Below are 18,259 nucleotides of genomic sequence, written 5' to 3'. Positions count from 1 at the left end.
CTCATCGATTGCTCCGTAACGGCCCTTTTGAGGGGTGAAAAGGGCCGTTACGGAGCAATGGATGAGCGTACTACGGCGGCCCCGCACCTTTCGCAGGTGCGGGGCCGCCGTCGTCGTGAGGTGTGCTGCGGGAAACGACCCGCACAGGGTGTCAGGTCGCGGACGGCACACCGGTGATCGCGTGGCCGAAGCGCAGGAGGTTACCCGGGTCGTAGCTGGACTTTGCGGCCCTCATCCGTTCGTAGACTGCGGGCGACCATGCCCTGGCTCGGTCGGCTTCATTGCCAGGCTCGCCATGGAAGTTGACCAGCGTGTATCCCGTGGAGTGGGGAGCCATCGCGTCCAGGACCCCGCGGATGGATGAGGCGACGGCCTCGGCGAACGGTGGCATGTTGAATCCGAGCAGGAAGAGCAGGAACGCCGCGTCCCGTCCGGACACGGCGTCCGGCAGCGCCCCGGCCCGGGCCAGGGCCCCGCCGAGCGGCCGGATTTCGACGAGGAGCAGCGGACAGTCGGAGCCTTCTCCGGTGAGATTCAGCAGGTCCGCGACCGTCTCTTCGCCGAAGTCTTTCAGGAGCGCTCCGCCGGCTGTGAATGGGAGCGGATCCGCCGGGTCCATGTGGATCTGGTCAACGTCGAGGTAGCTCATGGGCCCCGCCGTGTCCATCAACGGCCTCGAGACCGCCCGCATCGGGGCCAGCAGCGCGTCGCCGTCTTCGCGGGTCCCCAGGAAGGCGAAGCGCAGGTGCACGACGAACTGGCCCCGCAGCGGCGCGGGGACGAACTCCATGTCCGGAAGCCGGAGCAGGGAGATGGAGGGCGAGGCGTCGTCCGGCAGGCTGGGCAGCCAATCCCGGAACGCGGCCAGGATGAGGGCCGTGTCCGCCCCGGGATAGATGATCCCGCCGCCGTAGAACTCGCCCAGCGGGAAGAGGCTGAACTCGAGTCCTGTGACAATGCCGAAGTTGCCCTTGCCGCCGCGCATCAGCGCGAACAGCTCGGCTTCGGCCCCGGCATCGATCCGGCGCAGCGCGCCGTCCGCGGTCACGACCTCCATGCTGCGGACATGGTCCGCCGCAAACCCATGGGCGCGGCCCAGCACAGGCAGTCCGCCGCCGAGGGTGTAGCCGACGGCGCCGACGTCGGTACTTGAGCCGTGCAGTCCGACCAGCCCGTGCGGCACGCTCGCTTCCAGGACGCTGCGCCACTTCACCCCGGCCCCCACCCGTGCGGTGCGTTCGACCGGATCGATCTGCAGATCCTGCAGGCGCCGTGTGTTGATGAGCAGGCCGCCATGCACCGCAGAGTCAGCGCCGTGGCCGGTGGACTGGACTGCCACCGGCAGCCTGCGTTCTGCCGCCCATTTCACCGCGGCAGCGACGTCCTGTGCGTTCTCGGCCCCCAGGACGACGTCGGGCCGGTGGACTGTTGCGGCGTTGAACGCGAGCGTCTCTGCCGCGTATTCGGGGCTGTCCGGCAAAACGACCGGTCCACTGACAGCCGTGGACAGAGCCTGGATGTCGTCGGTGACAAGCATGAGGAGCTCCTGTGCTCTCGCGTGCTGCGAGCAGGTTGGGGGCACGGCAGCGCGCGCGTGGAACGGCCCCAGCATCCTCCCCAGTCGGCGGACGGCCCGGCTGATGATTGCGTTTAACCCTAGGGCCCGTTCTTCCCTGCGGTCTAGGGACCTAAGTCCCGGCGGCCGGCTCCCCTAAAGAAGACCCGACAGAGTAAGCACGACGGCGGCCGCGCACCTTTCGTAAGGTGCGCGGCCGCCGTCGTCGGATCTGCTGGCTGCTAGTGCGCTGCCATGCGTTCCTTCAGGCCTTCGAGCTCTGCGCGCAGGGCTTCGGGCAGTGAGTCGCCGAACTTGGCGTACCACTCCTCGATCGAGGCGAGCTCGGAATCCCACTCCTCGCGGTCCACGCGGACGGCGTCTTCCACGTGGGCGTGCGTCAGGTCCAGGCCGGCGAGGTCCAGCGAGTGACCGGCCGGCACGAAGCCGATGGGGGTCTCGACGGCGTCCGCCTTGCCCTCGATGCGCTCGATGGCCCACTTGAGGACGCGTGCGTTGTCGCCGAACCCGGGCCAGGCGAAGTCGCCGTCGGCCGTGCGCCGGAACCAGTTGACCAGGAAGATGTGCGGCAGGCGTTCCGGGTTGGCCTTCCCGGAGACACTGATCCAGTGCTTCAGGTAGTCGCCCGCGTCGTAGCCGATAAACGGCAGCATAGCCATCGGGTCGCGGCGCAGCACGCCGACCTGGCCGGCAGCGGCAGCCGTGGTCTCGGAGGAGAGCGTGGAGCCCATGAAGATGCCGTTGGTCCAGCTGCGGGCCTGGGTGACCAGCGGAACCGTGGTCTTGCGGCGGCCGCCGAAGAGGATTGCGGAGAGCTCCACGCCGTCCGGGCTGAAGTACTCCTCGGCCAGCATGTCGACCTGCGAGATCGGGGTGCAGAAGCGGGAGTTCGGGTGGGCTGCGGGCTGGTCCGAATCGGGAGTCCAGGAGTTGCCCTGCCAGTCGGTCAGGTGCGCCGGAACCTCGTTGGTCATGCCCTCCCACCAGACGCCGCCGTCGTCCGTGAGGGCAACGTTGGTGAAGATGCTGTGGCCCTTGGCGATGGCGCGCATGGCGTTGGGGTTGGTGCCCCAGCCGGTGCCCGGAGCGACACCGAACAGGCCGGCCTCCGGGTTGGTGGCGCGCAGTTCGCCTTCCTTGCCGATCCGCATCCAGGTGATGTCGTCGCCGAGGGTTTCGACCTTCCATCCCTCGATGGTCGGATCCAGCAGGGCGAGGTTGGTTTTGCCGCAGGCCGACGGGAAGGCAGCAGAGATGTAGTAGTTCTTCTTCTCCGGCGAGGTCAGCTTGAGGATGAGCATGTGCTCCGCGAGCCAGCCCTCATCCCGGGCCATCACGGACGCGATGCGCAAGGCGTAGCATTTCTTGCCCAGCAGGGCGTTGCCGCCGTAGCCGGAACCGAAGGACCAGATGGAGCGCTCTTCGGGGAAGTGCACGATCCACTTGTCCGTGTTGCAGGGCCAGGCGACGTCGGCCTGGCCGGGGGCCAGCGGCGCGCCCAGGGAGTGCAGGGCGGGGACGAAGAAGGCGTTCGTGGCGGTGATCTTGTCCAGAACCTCGGTGCCGATCGTGGCCATGATGCGCATGGAAGCGACAACGTAGGCGCTGTCTGTAATCTCCACGCCAAACTTGGGATCCTCGGCGTCAAGGTGGCCCATGACGAACGGGATGACGTACATGGGGCGGCCGCGCATGGAGCCGCGGAACAGCCCGCGCAGCTTCTCCTTCATCTCCGCCGGAGCCATCCAGTTGTTGGTGAAGCCGGCATCGCGTTCCTTCTCGGAGCAGATGAAGGTCTGCTCTTCGACGCGGGCCACATCGGCGGGGTCGGAGAATGCCGCGAAAGATTTGGGGAACAGCTTCTCGTTCAGGCGGGTCAGGGTGCCAGCCGCGACGAGCTCGTCCGTGAGCCGGGTGTTCTCTTCTTCGGAGCCGTCTACCCAGTGGATCCGGTCCGGCTGGGTCAGTTCAGCTACCTCTTCAACCCATGCCAGCAGGCCGGCATGTGTGGTGGGTGCTTTTTCAAGCAACGGTAGTCGCGCCAAATCTCCCATTACGGTTCCCTTCCTCGGGTTCAGTCGTGTTTCCTAAATGTAGGGCTAGATCACCCCCTGAAATCGGGCTTGGATGTGGGATGTCCGGGGGCTTGGAAATCAAAAACCGCGGAAATGCAAGGAAACACCAGTACGAAATGACCCAATTTTGTGACCAAGGTCACGTAGACCGGTCTAGTCGGGTAGATTACACCCGTTTCGATTTGTCACTACGGCCCCTCCTCGCGTAAAGTAATTCGAGGTTCGGGGAGCGAGAAGTTCCAAGAACTGAGAATGCGCCCATAGCTCAGCTGGATAGAGCGTCTGTCTACGGAACAGAAGGTCAGGGGTTCGAATCCCTTTGGGCGCACAGAGAAAAAGATCCGCACCGGTACGCCGGTGCGGATCTTTTGTTTAACGCCGACGGCTCGCCCCAGGCCCGACGGCGGGGCGACGTGCCCTGCGGGGCACGCCGCCCCGCTACGGGGCGACGGCCTGGCTGATCCGGAGCCGAATGCCGTCGAAGTGGCCGTTGAGCCGCTGCGCCGCGAGCGCCTTGTCCCCGGTGGCGACGGCCTCGTAGATCCCCCGGTGCAGGGCAGCTGCTCCCCGGAGATCGACCCCCTCGGTCCCGCCCAGCTCCACGTGCAGCCGTCGGTACACCTGCCAGAAGACGCCGAGCAGACTGACCAGCAGCTCGTTGTTGAGTGGCTCGAACAGCCGGCGGTGAAATTCGGCGTCCGCTTCGACGAAGTTCGCACCGCCGCCGGCCAGCGCCTCCATCCGGAGCACGGATTCCTCGACGGCCGCCAGGTGCTCGGCGGTCATCAGGTCCATGGCGGCCGCGATCAGCCCGGCCTCCAGCGCCTGCCGGATGTCCACCAGCTGCAGGGCCTCCTGCCCGTGATGCCGCAGCGACAACCGGCCCCGGAACGTGAGTCCGTCGGTCAGGGCGTCAAAATTGCTGGGCGCCACGAACATGCCGAAGCCGTGGCGGATTTCAATCACCCCCAGGGCCTGGAGTACCTTCAGCGATTCCCGCAAGGTGTTCCGGCCTACGCCCAGTGCGGCGGAGAGCTCATTCTCGGTCGGCAGCGGATCCCCGGCGTCCAGCTCACGCTCCAGGATCAGCTCCATGATGTCCGCCTGCAAGGCTCGCAGCCTGGCCTGAGCGCTGAACCTTGCCGGCGGCATGGGTCCGCCTCCCGTCACGCCCGGGCCGCCCGCTGCCCTGCCGTCAGCCCGGCTCGCGCCGCCGGCGGTTACGCTGCCTTCCGTCATGGCCCTGCCCTCCCCCAAGTGTGTTCCCCACAGTAGCGGTGGTCCCACGTCCTGCAAAGGGTGTTGGTCAACCCCTGCGGCCCGGCGCCGGGCGTAGGCTTTTGCCATGACGGCACAGCTTGCTCGGGAATTCGATGTCATTGTGATCGGCGCCGGCGCCGTGGGTGAAAACGTCGCCGAGCGCGTCGTGCAGGGCGGGCTGACCGCGGTGCTGATCGAGGCGGAGCTGGTGGGCGGCGAGTGTTCCTACTGGGCCTGCATGCCCTCCAAGGCGCTGCTGCGCCCCGGCACCGCCCTTCACGGCGCCCAGACCGTGCCCGGCGCCGCAGAGGCCGTCACTCGGACCCTGGACGTTGCCGCAGTCCTGAAACGCCGCGACTACTTTACGTCCAACTGGCAGGACGACGGCCAGGTCAAGTGGGTCCAGGACACCGGGATAGAGCTCATCCGCGGCCACGGCTGGATCACGGATGCCAGGAAGGTGGAAGTCGCCGGACTGGATGGCAACAGCTACGCGCTCACGGCACGGCACGCCGTCGTGGTGGCCACCGGATCTTCGCCGACAGTGCCGCCGATCGAAGGTTTGTCCGACGTGGACTACTGGACCACTCGGGAGGCGACCTCCGCGCGCGAGATCCCGGAGCGACTGGCAGTCCTGGGCGGCGGCGTCGCCGGCACCGAACTCGCCCAGGCCTTCGCCCGGCTGGGCGCCTCGGTCACCCTCGTGGCCCGCGGCAGCCTGCTGGGGGCCTTCCCGGAGGAGGCGGCCACGCTGGTCGCGGCCGGGCTGCGGGCGGACGGCGTCCGCCTCCAACTCCACACCGGAACCAGCAGCGTCCGCGAGAACGACGACGGCTCCCTCACGCTCGAGCTGGAGGGCGGCAGCACGGTGACGGCGGACAAGCTCCTGGTCACCACCGGACGGCATCCCGCCCTCGAAGGGATCGGCCTGGAGAGCGTCGGACTCGCCGCCGAGGACGGCGGGGAACTGCGGCTCAGCACCGACGCCACCGGCCTGGTGTCGGGCGGCGCCGGGAACGACGTCGAGCCGTGGCTGTACGCCGCCGGCGACGCCGCCGGGAAGGTCATGCTGACCCACCAGGGCAAGTACGGGGCGCGCGCCACGGGCGACGCCATCGCCGCACGGGCCAAGGGCGAGCTCAGCGGCGACGCCGCCTCGTGGAGCCGTTACGCCCGGACCGCCGACGACCACGCGGTGCCCAACGTCGTGTTCACCGATCCGGAACTGGCCAATGTGGGGCGGACCGTCCGGCAGGCGGAACGGGACGGCTTCAGCGTGTCCTCCGTGGAACTGCCCATCCAGGTGGCCGGATCCTCGCTGCACGCCGAACGATACGAAGGCTGGGCGCAGCTGGTCGTCGATGAGGACCGAAAGGTACTGCTGGGCGCCACATTTGCCGGCCCGGATGTGGCCGAGCTGCTGCACGCCGCCACGATCGCCGTCGTCGGCGAGGTCCCGCTGGACCGGCTCTGGCACGCCGTGCCGGCCTACCCCACGATCAGCGAAGTGTGGCTGCGGCTGCTCGAAGAGTACGGGCTCTGAGCCGCCGCCCACCGGCCGCACAGTTTGGTTGCTCACATTGCTTCGATCTTATTTGAACTGACCGGTCAGTTTAGTTAGCCTTGACGTAGACATTCTTCTGCGAAAGGCTCCCCTTGCTCCGCGTGCAACAACTCTCCGTGAACGGCAGACGGGACGTGCTGCTCCCGGCCACATCCCTGCAGGTCCGGCGCGGCGAGCTCCTGCTGGTTTCCGGCACCCGCCAGGACCAGCGCACCGCCCTGGCCCTGGCCCTGAGCGGACGCCTTAAACCCTCCTGCGGCCACTTCGCATGGGATGGCGCGGAGTGGGACGGAAGCGCCCGGATCAAGACCCTGCGGCAGGTCAGCGCTGTGGTGGACTCCCCCGGCGTGAACGAACCCGAGCAGCACCTCAGCGTCCGCGACCTCGTCACCGAGGACCTGGCCCTGATTCCGCGGCGTTACCGGGGTTCACTGCTGAGCCAGCCCTGGCTCAAGGTCAACCGCTTCGAGGACATCGCGGGGCTGTGGACCGAGCAGCTTCCGGCCGCCCGGCGGATCGGGCTGCTCACGTCCCTTGCCCTGGCGGACCCGCACACGGACCTGCTCGTGGTGGACTCCCCGGACCGCCACGGCGATCCGGATGACTGGCTGCCGCGGCTGGAGGAGCTGGCCTACGACGCCGGACGTCCGCTCGCCGTCGTCGCCACCGTGATGCGCGTCCCGGCCGGCTGGACCGGTCCTGCCACTGAGATCGGCAACGCCGGCGCACCAGCCGATGGCGACCGTCCCCTGGACGACCTTGACGCATCGAGCACGCGGGAAACCGAGGACGCATTGTGACCGTCTTGCGGCTGGCCCGCTCCGAACTCAAGCGCATGACCGGTGGCCTGCTGCCCAAGTTGACCATCCTGGCGCTGGTGATGGTGCCCCTGCTCTATGGCGCCGTCTACCTCTACGCCAACTGGGATCCCTACGGAAACCTGAACCAGATCGATGCCGCCCTGGTCGTGGAGGACACCGGAGCCACCTCCGCCGACGGCACCCGACTCGAGGCCGGCAGGAAGGTCGCCGAGAGCCTCGCGGACGGGCACGTCTTCAACTGGCAGGCGGTCTCCGGGCCGGAGGAAGCGGACCAGGGCGTGAGCACGGGCAAGTACGCCTTTGCCCTGAAGATCCCCCGGGACTTCTCCGCGAACCTGGTCTCCCCCGGCAGCTTCGACGCCGCCAACCAGGCCATGCTCAACGTCACCACCAACGACGCAAACAACTATCTGCTGAGCACCATCGTGGACAAGCTCACCACCGCCGTGCACACCACGGTGGCCACCGAGGTCGGCGAGGAAACCGCCAACCAGCTCCTCACCGGTTTCGGAACCATCCACGCCCAGATGCTCAAGGCCTCCGACGGCGCCGGGCAACTCGCCGACGGCGTTTCCAGCCTCCACGACGGGACCGTCACCCTCCACCAGGGCACGGGCGAGCTCCAGACCGGAACCGCCGAGCTCTATGCCGGCCAGCTCAAGCTCCGGGACGGCGCCAACAGCCTCAGCACGGGGGCAGCCCAGCTCAGCGGCGGACTGTCCCAACTCAAGGACCAGACCGCCACACTGCCTGCCGATTCCCGGGCACTCGCGGACGGCGCCGCGCAGGTGGCGGCCGGCAACGCCGCACTGAGTACCAAGATGCAGTCCCTGGCCGGCCAACTGGCCGCCTCCGAACAGGCGGCCGCCCAGGCGCAGCGCAGCCGGGTGGTCGCGTCCAACAGCCGGCTCGTCGCCGCGGGGGTCCTCACCCCGGCCCAGGCGGAGACCATCCTCGCGGACTTCGATGCCACCGCAGCCCCGCCGGCGTCCGCGGGGCCCGCTGCGACCCTCACGACCGCGGCAGCGCAAATCCAGCAGCTGGCGGACGGGTCCGCGTCCGTCAGTGCGGGGGCGGCCAAACTGGCGGCGGCCACCCCCGCGCTCGGCGGCGCCATCACCCAGGCGTCCACCGGGGCGGACCAGCTGGCCGGCGGCGCCGACACCCTCGCCGCCGGGCAGCAGGGCGCACTGGACGGTGCCGCTAAACTTTCCGAGGGCGCGCAAAAGCTCGACGGCGGGGCGGCCCGGCTGGAAGGCGGGGCAGCCACGGCCGCCGACGGCGCAGCGAGCCTCGCGGGCGAACTCGCCAAGGGCGCCGGCCAGGTCCCCAACCCCAACGACACCCAGAAGGACAGCCTCGCCAAGGTGATGGCCGATCCGGTCGCCGTCAGCAACGTCTCGCAGGCCAAGGCCGGCTCCTACGGCGCAGGCCTCGCACCGTTCTTCCTCACCCTGGCCCTCTGGATCGGCGTCTTTATGCTGATCCAGGCGATGCGGCCGGTCACCCAGCGGGCGTTGGCGTCGAACGCCCCGGCCTGGAAAATCGCCGTCGGCGGCTGGGTACCGTTCCTGGCTGTCTCGGCCGTCCAGGCGAGCCTGCTCACGCTTGTGGTTGATGTGGGGCTGGGCCTCAGCCCGGCCCACCCCTGGCTGATGTGGTTCCTGATGCTGGCTGCCGCAATGGCGTTCAGCGCGATCATCCAGGGCGTTGTGGCGTTGCTAGGCTCCCCCGGCAAGCTCGTGGTGCTCATCCTGCTGGTGCTGCAGCTGGTCTCCTCCGGGGGCACCTTCCCCTGGCAGACCACGCCCCAACCGCTCCACGTGGTGCACCAGATCCTTCCCATGGGGTACGTGGTCAACGGCATGCGGCACCTGATCTACGGCGCTGACCTGGCCGTCATCCTGCCCACGATGCTGGGGCTGCTTGGCTACACTTTGCTGGGGATGGCCCTGTCCACCCTGGCCGTCCGGAAGCACAAGTACTGGACCCTGAAGACCCTGAAACCGGAGATCACCGTATGAGCAGCCGCACGGACAGCAACAGGGCGCCTTCCGGCGGCGCGGCGACCCCCTTGGGGACCGCGGGAACCGCGAAGAAGCTCCGGCCGGCCCGTACCAACGCCACCAAGCAGAAGCTGTTCGAGGCCTCGATGGAACTGATTGGCGAGCGCGGCGTGGCCGGGGTGACAGTCGATGAGATCGCGGCGGCGGCCGGGGTCTCCAAGGGCACGGTGTACTACAACTTCGGCAGCAAATCGGACCTGATCGCCCAGCTGCTGCGCCACGGGGTGGACATCCTGCTGGCCCGGCTGCTGAGCGTCAGGGACGATGCGGCAGACCCGCTAGCGGCGATGGACGAGATGATCGGCCAGGCCATGGACTTCATGGACGAGTACCCGTCCTTTGCGCGGCTGTGGGTGAGCGAGAACTGGCGCACCCCCAGCGAGTGGCAGGACACCTTCACTGAGCTCCGGGAACGGCTGCTCACCGTGGTCCGCGCTGCAATCGATGCGGTGGCCGCCGTCTACCCGGTGGATCCGGCCGTATCCCGGAGCAGCCTGGAGACAGCCATTTTCGGGGCCTGCTTCGTGGTGGGACTGGACCGGCAGACCTACAACCCGGAGCGGACCCGCGCGCAAAGTGTCGCCGCGATCATGGCGTCCATGCGCGGCTACGTCAGGAAGTAGCCACTCTCGGGGATGATTAACCACATGGGCCACATGGGTAACAACGGCAAGATTGCCATCGGTGCGTTTCTCGCCGCACTGGCGCTGTTGGCGCTGGCCGGCATCACCCTGCACGAAACCGTGTTCCTGTGGTTCCTGGCGGCCTGCGCGGCAGCCTATGCGGCATGTGTCTCCGAGGTGATTATCCGCCGCCGGCACCGGACCCTGGCCGCCAGTGGGATCGGGAGCATCCTCTTTATTGCCTTCAGCATCGCGTTCCTGCGGCAGTGGGGACTGGCCTTCAATGCCGATCCGGACGCGATGTCAGCCCGGGTGGTTTCCGAACACCCTGACCTGTACTTCTACCTCGCTGCTGCCGCCGGCGCGGCCACCCTGCTGCTGCTGGTGGCCGGGACGGTCCTGCCAGGCAGGGGCCGGCGTCCGCGCGGCGCAGGCCATGCCCCGCGGCGACGTCCGGCGTCGGGCGCGAAAGGCCAGGCATCCCGGCCGGCAGCCGCCCGCCGAACACCGTCCCGGACCGCCACCCCGCGCCCGGCGTCCAGGTCAGCGGCGGGAACCAAGGCTCAACCGGCCAACGCTCAGTCGGCCCGGGTTCGTGCCCCGCGGGCCGCGTCCTCCGGACTGAAGCGGCCGGCCTCCCCCGCCGGGGGAACCGCCGCGGCCAAGTCCCCCGCCAAGTCCGGAGCCAAGTCCGCCGCCACATCCGCGCGTCCCCCGGCACGGACGTCGCCCCGCCGCTGAGCGCGCTGTCGCGGATCCCGCCGTCGAAAATTCCCGGGGCGCAGCACCGCTGTCGCCACCCCGGCGAGCAGCAGGAACCCGCCGGTCACCTCGGCGGGGGTCGGCACCTCGCTCAGGACGAGCCACGCCGTCGTCATCCCGACCACCGGAACCAGAAGGGTGAACGGCACAACGGCGGAGGACGGGTACAGCCCCAGCAGCCTGTTCCAGATGCCGTAGCCCACGAGGGACCCGAAGACCGCCGTATAGAGGGCGCTCAGCAGGGTGACAGGCTGGACGTCCAGCAGGGCCTGCGACACCGCCCCCGGCCCGTCCACCAGCAGGGACAGTCCCAGCAGCGGCAGCGGCACCACGGCCCCTGACCACACCACGAGTCCCAGTCCGGACGCCGCCTTCGCTTTGCGGGCAACGATGTTGCCGGCGGCCCAGGACAGTGCCGCGGCGAGCACGATCATCAGCGGGAGCACCGGGGCAACCAGGCTGCGGCCGACGGCCACAACGGCGAGGCCGGCCACACCCAGCACCACGCCGGCGAACTGCAGCCGGCTCGGCCGCTCGCCGAGGAAGCCGGCGGCCAGGAGCACGGTCAGCAGCACCTGCGCCTGCAGGACCAGCGAGGCCAGGCCCGCCGGCATGCCCAGGGCCATGGCCAGGTACAGGAGGCCAAACTGGCCGGCGCTCATCAGCAGCCCGACGCCGATGATCGCCTTCCAGCTCACCTCCGGCTTGCGGATGAAGATGATGCAGGGAAAGACCACGAGGGTAAACCGCATCGCCACAAACAGCAGCGGCGGCATCTCCGCCCCTTCCGGGTGCAGGCCAAGGTCGATCGCGACGAAGTTGACGCCCCACAGCACAGCAACGAGCAGGGCCAGAGCGGAATGACGAGGGTTCACCCTGCCACTATGCCGGTTCCGGCCGGAAGCCGTGGCCGGATCGGGCTGGCGAGCCGGAGATTATGTGGTGCGCGGATGGTTAGAGGTTCCGGGGATTGTCACCGCGGGGTTCGTCGGTGCGGGCCGGTTCATGGGGTGCCTGTTCCGGGGGAACCTGGCTGCCGGGGACCTGGCTGCCGCCCGGAGTGCCGCCCGGCGTGGAGATCTGCTCGGCGGCGGAAGGGTTCCTGTCACTGCGGTCCCGGCGCAGCTCTTCGGTGCCGGCGGTTTCCCGGGGCTGCTCGTCCCGGCTCTGGGCGTCACGTTTGCTGGTGACCACATCAGGGTCCAGTTCGTCAGCCTTCCGCAGCTGTTCCTGCGCGCCGGCGCGGACCTTCTCGGCGTCCTGCTGCCGTTCGCGGGCTTCCTCCCGCAGCCGCTCGGCCTCGACTTCTGCCTGTTGGGCATCGGCCTCAGCCCGGGCAGCCTTCGCCTCGCGCTCCCTGGCGCCGATCTCTTCGGTCTTGGCCTGTTCGCGCATTTCGACTGCCTTGTGGCGGTTCGCTTCCGCCTTGCGCTTGCGGCTGAGCATGGTTGCCACGACGACGATCGCGATCACCACAACGACGCCGATGATGAGCCCTATGAGCTGTCCTGAATCCACGATGATTCCGCCTTTTCTCTCGATCGCCATAAGTCCACGAGTCAACAGCATCAGTAAACCGCAGAATCGCCTGCGTGACTATGCATTCGGGTATCGGGCGGGGCGCACCGTGCCGGGGCGTTGATGGGCCCGGGTGCGTTGATGGGCGCGGGTGCGCGGATGGGCCCGGGTGCTACTTTCCCCGGGGAACCTTGAAGTGCGTGAGCAGCGCGTCCTGGCCATCCAGTTCGGCCCAGGACTTCTCTGTCTCCATGACGGTCAGCGCGCTCGTGGGGTACCGCGTGGCGGCATCCATGTAGGCGTCGTGGTCGGAATCGCGGGACGCAAGATGCATGGCGAGGTCCTGCACCCCGGGCATGTGCGAGATCACCATGAGGGTGGTCACGGTATCCGGGACGTGGTTGATCACTGTCAGCATCCGCTTCGCCGAAGCCGCGTAGAGCCCGTCCTCGAGTTTCGGCGTCGGGGCTTTGTCGCCGAGTTCACTGCACACCCAGGTGCACGTCTGCCGCGTGCGCAGGGCGCTGGAGCAGAGGATGAAGTCGGGGACCACGCCATGCTTCAACAGCCATTTTCCGGCCTGCGGGGCATCGCGGTGGCCGCGCTCGTCGAGCGGCCGGTCGTGATCCGCGACGCCGCCGGGCCAGTCCGATTTGGCATGCCGCATGATCACCAGCCGTTTGATGTGATGCGCGCTCATGGACCAATCCTAGTGCGGCGGCTGATCCACGAGCACGCATCCCACCAGCGGCCGCTCAGTCTTCCAGGACGAAGGTTACTTCCAGCACAACGTGCCAGGCCACGACGGCGCCGTCGCTGATTTCAACCTTCTGTTCCTTCACCCACGCCCCCGTGACATTGCGCAGGGTCTTGTTCGCCCGGTCGATGCCCTCTTTGATGGCGGCATCAAACGAGGTCTTGGAGTTCGCGCTCAGGGTAGTAATCCGTGCAACAGACATGTCTTCCTCCCAATAGTCGGTCCAACGGTCAAACCCTACGCCGCACCCCCGAAACACAACAGAGCCCACGGAGAAAGCAAAAGCGCCCGCCCCCCGGTGAGGGACGGACGCTTTGCGTGGATCAGAAGCTAGATCGAGTATTCCGGGGCGGCCCAGACCACAACTTCCGGGTGCTCATAGAAGCGGTAGCCCTGGCCGCGAACCGTACGCACGGTGTTCGCGAGGCGCCCGAGCTTGGAGCGCAGGCGGCGGATGTGCACGTCGATGGTCCGCTCGTTGGGCACCTCTTCGGCGTTCCGCCACAGGCCCTCGAGCAGCTCATCGCGGCCCACGGTGCGGGTGCCGTTCTCAACGAGGTAGTTGAGGAGTTCGAACTCCTTGAACGTAAGGTTCAGCGATTCGCCGTCGAGCGCCACCTCGCGGCGGGCAAGGTCGATCAGGACACCGGAAGGGCGCGGGTCCTGCGGCTGCTGCAGGCGGGCAGTCTCGGCACGCTGGCGGGCGCCCACCGTGGGGTCACCGAAGGTGGAACGGACCACGTCCAGCGCGGAGCCCGGGGCGCTGGCCGGTGCGACGGCGACGGCAGCGTAGCTTTCGGCGCCGGAGACGAGCGACTGGGCGTAGGCCCGGATTTCCTGGGCAAGCTTGGCAATGGACGTGCCGGCCGCCGCGGCGGTTTCCTCATCGATCCCCATGTAGAGGACGAAACCGCGGGCCACGTTGTCGTTTGGCACCGGACGGATGGGGCTGCCGTCGCCCGGAGCAATTACAGGAGTCGGGGCCGTGACGGGCGTCGGCGGAACGGCGCGGAGCTGTCCGTAGGAGTTGGGGTTATACCCCTGCGGGGCAAAGCCCGGGGCGGGGAAGCTGTTGCCGGATCCGGCAGGGGCGAAGGAGGCCCGGCCGCCGAAGCCCTGGCGGATACCGGAGGCCTGGCCGGCCTTGCTGGCGTTACGGACGGAGATGTGGACGTATCCGGATGCAACTGACATGGATTGCTTACCTCAATGTGAATGGCCGTCATCGCGGCTCGAATGCTACTTTTCCCCGCAATGAAAACTGGGGAGGGCGCCCGACGCTGGGCTGGGGGCGAATGCCTAGAAACCTTTGGGGTGTAAAAGTTAGGCGTGCATTCGACAACAGCGCTTCTCAGTACCAGCGGGTGCGCTGATCCAAAAAACTGCGGCTGCAGGTGCTGTTGAGTTCTTGTTCACAATTGAAGTGTGCAACGTAACAATGAAAACTTGCAAGTAACAATGGACGCAGAAGTCCACAATATGAGACGAAACGCGGAATTGTAGTGCAGATCACAATTCTGCTTCGTCATTAAAATAACAACCGTTCTGATTAATGGGCGCCCGGTTGGCCCAGTTCACCGAAGATAATTCGCACCAATCTCCGCTGCGCCCAGAATCATTCACTGAGAGCCGGTTCGGTCAAACCGTTCGCCTACTTAGCATTGGATGTCCAGCGTTCCACAGAGTGGTCACCCCGGGGCGACGAAAAAAGCGGCCCGCCGGCCGGTCGCGGGGATGTCCAGCTCGCTAGGCTGGGATTCACAGGCGCCGCACAGGATCCCCAAAGCAGCACCCAACCGGCAGATCGGAGAGTTGTCCCATGGCCACTTCCCACTCCATGACCAATAACCTCCCCCAGCTCACCCATCCGGATGGGTCCCCCATCCGTGCCCTGGTCGTGGACGATGAACCCAGTCTCTCCGAACTCATGAGCATGGGGCTGCGGATGGCGGGATGGTCCGTTGCCGTGGCCGCCGACGGCCCCGAAGCCGTGAAGCTTGCCAAAGAATTCCGCCCCGACGTGCTCGTGCTCGACGTGATGCTTCCCGGCTTCGACGGCGTTGAACTGCTGGGCAGGATCCGCGCCTTCGCGCCGGAGGTGCCCGCCTTGTTCCTGACAGCCAAGGACGCCGTCCAGGACCGTATCACCGGGCTGGCTGCGGGCGGGGATGACTACGTGACCAAGCCGTTCAGCATGGAGGAAGTGCTGCTGCGGCTGCACCGGCTGGTCCAGCGTTCCGGAGTGGCGGCGATGGATACGGCCGAACTCGTCGTCGGGGACCTCGTCCTGAACGTCGACACGAGGGAGGTCCGGCGCGCGGGTGAAGAACTGCACCTCACGGCCACCCAGTTCGAGCTGCTGCGCTACCTCATGGAGAACCCGAAGCGGGTCGTCAGCAAGGCCCAGATCCTGGACCGGGTCTGGGACTACGACTTCGGCGGGCAGGCCAACATCGTGGAGCTTTACATCTCCTACCTGCGCAAGAAGGTCGACGCCAGCCGTCCACCCATGATCCACACGGTGCGCGGCGCCGGCTACGTCCTGAAACCGGCGGACTGATCCGTGCCTGAGCGCTCCGCCGGGTTCCGCCCCTCCGGGTTCAATTGGCGCAACCCGTCCACCTGGCACCTGCGCACCCGGCTCGTCCTGGTCGCCATGGCGCTGCTCGTGGCGATCTGCGGCGCCGTCGGTATTGTCAGCTATGCCTCGATGGACTTCTTTCTGACCAAGCAGCTCGACACCCAGCTGCAGCAGGCAGCGGTCCGTGCCCGCGAGTTTGGCCGCTCCGGCCGCTCCGATCCCCTCGAGGCGCGGGGCCTGCCCATCGGCACCCTGAACGCGAGAATCGATGACGATTCGGTCCGCAGTGCCGGTTTCCTCTCCGAAGATGCCACCCGGGAATCCCTCACCGACGAGGACGACGAGATTCTCCTGGAGCTCACGCCGTGGCTCGAGCCGGTGGACCGGACCCTGTCCGCCGGCGCCTACCGGCTGGTTGCCGCCGAGGCGGGCGGGGACGTGATCGTGACCGGCCTGCCGCTCGCAGAGAAGCAGAACACGCTGGCCACCATGGTGTGGACCATGGTGCTCGTGTCCGCCGGCGGACTGGTGGTCATCGGCCTGGCCGGGACGGCGCTGATCCGCCGGACCATGAAGCCGCTCGATCAGCTCTCCCAGGTCGCGACCCAGGTCTCCCGGCTGCCGCTCGACGCCGGAGAGGTGGGACTGGCCGTGCGGGTGCCGGCGTCCGCAGCGCATCCGGGAACCGAGGTGGGCAGTGTTGGCCACGCACTGAACATGATGCTGGACAACGTCTCCAATGCCCTCGAAGCCCGGCAGAAGAGCGAGATGAAGGTCCGCCAGTTTGTCGCGGATGCCTCGCACGAGCTGCGCACCCCTTTGACCGCCATCCGCGGTTACACCGAGCTGATGCGGATGACCGAGCATTTCACCCCCGACGGCCAGAAGTCCCTGGCCCGGGTGCAGAGCCAGTCCGAGCGTATGACCACCCTGGTGGAGGACCTGCTTCTGCTTGCCCGGCTGGATGAGGGCCAGCCGCTCAAGCTCAGCGAGGTGGACCTCACCCAGTTGGCCATCGAGACGGTCAGCGACGAGAAGGTCATGGCCCCGGACCGGGTCTGGCATCTGGAACTCCCGGAAGAGCCGGTGGTGATCCGCGGTGACGCGACCCAGCTGCATCAGGTGCTGGCGAATCTGCTCTCCAACGCGCGCAAGCACACCGGCCCCGGCACGACGGTGGTGACCGGCGTGAAGCGGTCCCCGGACGGACATGCCGTGGTGACCGTGACGGACAACGGCCCGGGGATCGCCCCCGAGTTCGTGGACCGCGTCTTTGCCCGCTTCACGCGTGCGGACGCATCCCGCAAGAATCCGGTTTACCTCACGACGCCGGCAGCCGGCAGGGGGTCCCTCCCGCGGCGTCCGCTACACCCGCCGCGGTCGCCCGAGGCAGCCGCCGCGGTCGCCACCACCGCGGCCCCCGCCACAAGCGCCTCCGCCGAGGGAACCAGCGGGCTGGGATTGTCGATCGTGCAGTCGATTGTCGCGGCCCATGGCGGGACTGTCGGCGTGGTCTCAGTGCCCGGCCGGACCGAGTTCACCGTCCGGCTGCCGGAGGCTCCACCCGCCGCGTGAGGACGCTCCGTCGCTGGGCAATGCGCAAGCTGCCCCGCCGCCGTCGGATTTCCTGTTACCGAAATGTGACATAGGCGTCCAACTCCTGTACGGTTTTTAGGGTGCGGTCATCACTGGGCCGTATATCCGGATGCACGCCAAGCTCTGCCGCCTCTCGGATTCCGCTGGACCAGGCAGAGGCGGGGGACCCAGAGTTCCCGGGCATTTCTGCACATCGCACCCCTGGGGTGAAGCCGACACGTGAGTTTCCGTGCGGCCGGGTGACCTCACCCGAACCCGACAGCTAACTCCGCAGGCGTTGAGAGGCACTCATGACTGATTCCAAGGCACAAACGCGCTCTGACGGCGCCGCACCGACGACGGGCTCCCAGCATTCGCGCCACCGCGCCGAACCAGCCAAGCCCGCTTCAGCCCTGGCCCGGTTTGCCCACAACGCCGGCTCGGCCGGCCGCCGGGCGGCCGTCATTGTGGCCGCCTGCGCGGTGCTCGTGGGGGCCGGCGCCGCCGGCCAGGCGTCCGAGACGTCCACCCGCAACGCCGGCGCGGACAGTTCCAAGCAGGCAGCCGCCACGGCGGATCCGCTGACACACCTTGATTTTGAACGTGTCCGGGTCGAGAACCAGGCCGTCCTCCCCACCGGCGACGCCCCAGCCCCGGCGGCCGAGGTGGCGCCGGCCCCGGCAGCCCTGGCCCCTGCTCCGGCACCCGAGCCTGCTCCGGCACCTGCCCCTGCGCCCGCCCCCGTTGCGGTCAATGATCCTGCGGGCGCGCAGGCGTACGCGGCCAGCCAGCTGGGCTCCTATGGCTGGGCCCCGAGCCAGATGCAGTGCCTGATGAAGCTCTGGACCAAGGAGTCGGACTGGGAGACCACTGCCACGAACCCGAGCAGCGGCGCCTACGGCGTGGTCCAGTCGCTGCCGGCCGAAAAGATGGCCAGCGCGGGCGCCGACTACCGGACGAACTACCGCACCCAGATCAACTGGGGACTGGAGTACATCGAGGATCGCTACGGCTCACCGTGTGGCGCCCTGAACTTCCACTACGCCAACAACTGGTACTAAACCCCGGGCACAGCCAGACC

General features: G+C 67.7%; 15 protein-coding genes, 1 tRNA gene and 1 riboswitch. Of the genes, 8 read left to right on the top strand and 8 right to left on the bottom strand.

Annotation, left to right across the window (positions count from 1 at the left end):
* Positions 1–151: 151 nt before the first annotated feature.
* Positions 152–1,537, bottom strand: a complete 1,386-nt coding sequence (locus AC50YC_RS10800; RefSeq protein WP_494953522.1) for an FAD-binding oxidoreductase — start codon at positions 1,535–1,537, stop codon at positions 152–154.
* A gap of 260 nt (positions 1,538–1,797) precedes the next feature.
* The gene (locus tag AC50YC_RS10795) at positions 1,798–3,630 is read right to left on the bottom strand and encodes a phosphoenolpyruvate carboxykinase (GTP) (protein WP_494953521.1); all 1,833 of its coding nucleotides are present in this window, start codon (positions 3,628–3,630) and stop codon (positions 1,798–1,800) included.
* A gap of 275 nt (positions 3,631–3,905) precedes the next feature.
* On the opposite strand from AC50YC_RS10795, the gene AC50YC_RS10790 reads away from it, so the two are divergent.
* A tRNA-Arg gene (locus AC50YC_RS10790) sits at positions 3,906–3,979 on the top strand.
* Between the two features lie 110 nt (positions 3,980–4,089).
* Here the strand turns inward: AC50YC_RS10790 and AC50YC_RS10785 are convergent.
* On the bottom strand, positions 4,090–4,803 hold the full coding sequence (locus AC50YC_RS10785) for a FadR/GntR family transcriptional regulator (RefSeq protein ID WP_494953573.1): 714 nt from the start codon (positions 4,801–4,803) through the stop codon (positions 4,090–4,092).
* A 193-nt stretch (positions 4,804–4,996) separates the two neighbouring features.
* Between AC50YC_RS10785 and AC50YC_RS10780 the strand changes: the two genes are divergently transcribed.
* From AC50YC_RS10780 to AC50YC_RS10765, 4 genes are all read left to right on the top strand, one after another.
* The gene (locus tag AC50YC_RS10780) at positions 4,997–6,454 is read left to right on the top strand and encodes a dihydrolipoyl dehydrogenase family protein (protein WP_494953520.1); all 1,458 of its coding nucleotides are present in this window, start codon (positions 4,997–4,999) and stop codon (positions 6,452–6,454) included.
* A gap of 113 nt (positions 6,455–6,567) precedes the next feature.
* The gene (locus AC50YC_RS10775) at positions 6,568–7,275 is read left to right on the top strand and encodes an ABC transporter ATP-binding protein (protein ID WP_494953519.1); all 708 of its coding nucleotides are present in this window, start codon (positions 6,568–6,570) and stop codon (positions 7,273–7,275) included.
* On the top strand, positions 7,272–9,320 hold the full coding sequence (locus tag AC50YC_RS10770) for a YhgE/Pip family protein (protein WP_494953518.1): 2,049 nt from the start codon (positions 7,272–7,274) through the stop codon (positions 9,318–9,320). The genes AC50YC_RS10775 and AC50YC_RS10770 overlap by 4 nt, the downstream gene beginning before the upstream one ends.
* A complete protein-coding gene (locus AC50YC_RS10765; RefSeq protein WP_494953517.1) occupies positions 9,317–9,985 on the top strand; it encodes a TetR/AcrR family transcriptional regulator in 669 nt (222 codons plus the stop codon). The genes AC50YC_RS10770 and AC50YC_RS10765 overlap by 4 nt, the downstream gene beginning before the upstream one ends.
* Positions 9,986–10,563: 578 nt before the next feature.
* Here the strand turns inward: AC50YC_RS10765 and AC50YC_RS10760 are convergent.
* From AC50YC_RS10760 to AC50YC_RS10740, 5 genes are all read right to left on the bottom strand, one after another.
* Positions 10,564–11,622, bottom strand: coding sequence for an EamA family transporter (locus AC50YC_RS10760; RefSeq protein WP_494953516.1), 1,059 nt, complete (start codon positions 11,620–11,622; stop codon positions 10,564–10,566).
* A 79-nt stretch (positions 11,623–11,701) separates the two neighbouring features.
* Positions 11,702–12,295, bottom strand: a complete 594-nt coding sequence (locus tag AC50YC_RS10755; protein WP_494953515.1) for a hypothetical protein — start codon at positions 12,293–12,295, stop codon at positions 11,702–11,704.
* Positions 12,296–12,437: 142 nt separating this feature from the next.
* Entirely contained in the window at positions 12,438–12,965 is a 528-nt protein-coding gene (locus tag AC50YC_RS10750; RefSeq protein ID WP_494953514.1) for a SixA phosphatase family protein, read from the bottom strand.
* 55 nt (positions 12,966–13,020) lie between these two features.
* Entirely contained in the window at positions 13,021–13,224 is a 204-nt protein-coding gene (locus AC50YC_RS10745; protein WP_018774263.1) for a dodecin family protein, read from the bottom strand.
* A 128-nt stretch (positions 13,225–13,352) separates the two neighbouring features.
* Entirely contained in the window at positions 13,353–14,216 is an 864-nt protein-coding gene (locus AC50YC_RS10740; RefSeq protein ID WP_494953513.1) for a winged helix-turn-helix domain-containing protein, read from the bottom strand.
* Between the two features lie 625 nt (positions 14,217–14,841).
* Here AC50YC_RS10740 and AC50YC_RS10735 point away from each other — a divergent pair.
* The 3 genes from AC50YC_RS10735 to AC50YC_RS10725 all read left to right on the top strand — a co-directional run bounded on the left by AC50YC_RS10735 (position 14,842) and on the right by AC50YC_RS10725 (position 18,239).
* Positions 14,842–15,582, top strand: coding sequence for a response regulator transcription factor (locus tag AC50YC_RS10735; protein ID WP_494953512.1), 741 nt, complete (start codon positions 14,842–14,844; stop codon positions 15,580–15,582).
* Positions 15,583–15,585: 3 nt separating this feature from the next.
* Positions 15,586–17,178, top strand: coding sequence for a sensor histidine kinase (locus AC50YC_RS10730; RefSeq protein ID WP_494953511.1), 1,593 nt, complete (start codon positions 15,586–15,588; stop codon positions 17,176–17,178).
* Positions 17,179–17,330: 152 nt separating this feature from the next.
* A riboswitch (cyclic di-AMP (ydaO/yuaA leader) is annotated at positions 17,331–17,488 on the top strand.
* A 1-nt stretch (position 17,489) separates the two neighbouring features.
* The gene (locus AC50YC_RS10725; protein WP_494953510.1) at positions 17,490–18,239 is read left to right on the top strand and encodes an aggregation-promoting factor C-terminal-like domain-containing protein; all 750 of its coding nucleotides are present in this window, start codon (positions 17,490–17,492) and stop codon (positions 18,237–18,239) included.
* The last annotated feature ends 20 nt before the right edge of the window (positions 18,240–18,259 follow it).

Source organism: Pseudarthrobacter sp. MDT1-56, from assembly GCF_059383555.1.
Note: the sequence above shows the minus strand (reverse complement) of the source record. Positions and strands in the feature narration are given on the sequence as shown.

Coding starts and splice junctions, on each gene's coding strand:
- AC50YC_RS10740 (WP_494953513.1), bottom strand. CDS start 14,216: ATGTCAGTTGCATCCGGATACGTCCACATCTCCGTCCGTAACGCCAGC.
- AC50YC_RS10765 (WP_494953517.1), top strand. CDS start 9,317: ATGAGCAGCCGCACGGACAGCAACAGGGCGCCTTCCGGCGGCGCGGCG.
- AC50YC_RS10750 (WP_494953514.1), bottom strand. CDS start 12,965: ATGAGCGCGCATCACATCAAACGGCTGGTGATCATGCGGCATGCCAAA.
- AC50YC_RS10725 (WP_494953510.1), top strand. CDS start 17,490: ATGACTGATTCCAAGGCACAAACGCGCTCTGACGGCGCCGCACCGACG.
- AC50YC_RS10755 (WP_494953515.1), bottom strand. CDS start 12,295: ATGGCGATCGAGAGAAAAGGCGGAATCATCGTGGATTCAGGACAGCTC.
- AC50YC_RS10780 (WP_494953520.1), top strand. CDS start 4,997: ATGACGGCACAGCTTGCTCGGGAATTCGATGTCATTGTGATCGGCGCC.
- AC50YC_RS10735 (WP_494953512.1), top strand. CDS start 14,842: ATGGCCACTTCCCACTCCATGACCAATAACCTCCCCCAGCTCACCCAT.
- AC50YC_RS10795 (WP_494953521.1), bottom strand. CDS start 3,630: ATGGGAGATTTGGCGCGACTACCGTTGCTTGAAAAAGCACCCACCACA.
- AC50YC_RS10785 (WP_494953573.1), bottom strand. CDS start 4,803: ATGCCGCCGGCAAGGTTCAGCGCTCAGGCCAGGCTGCGAGCCTTGCAG.
- AC50YC_RS10745 (WP_018774263.1), bottom strand. CDS start 13,224: ATGTCTGTTGCACGGATTACTACCCTGAGCGCGAACTCCAAGACCTCG.
- AC50YC_RS10800 (WP_494953522.1), bottom strand. CDS start 1,537: ATGCTTGTCACCGACGACATCCAGGCTCTGTCCACGGCTGTCAGTGGA.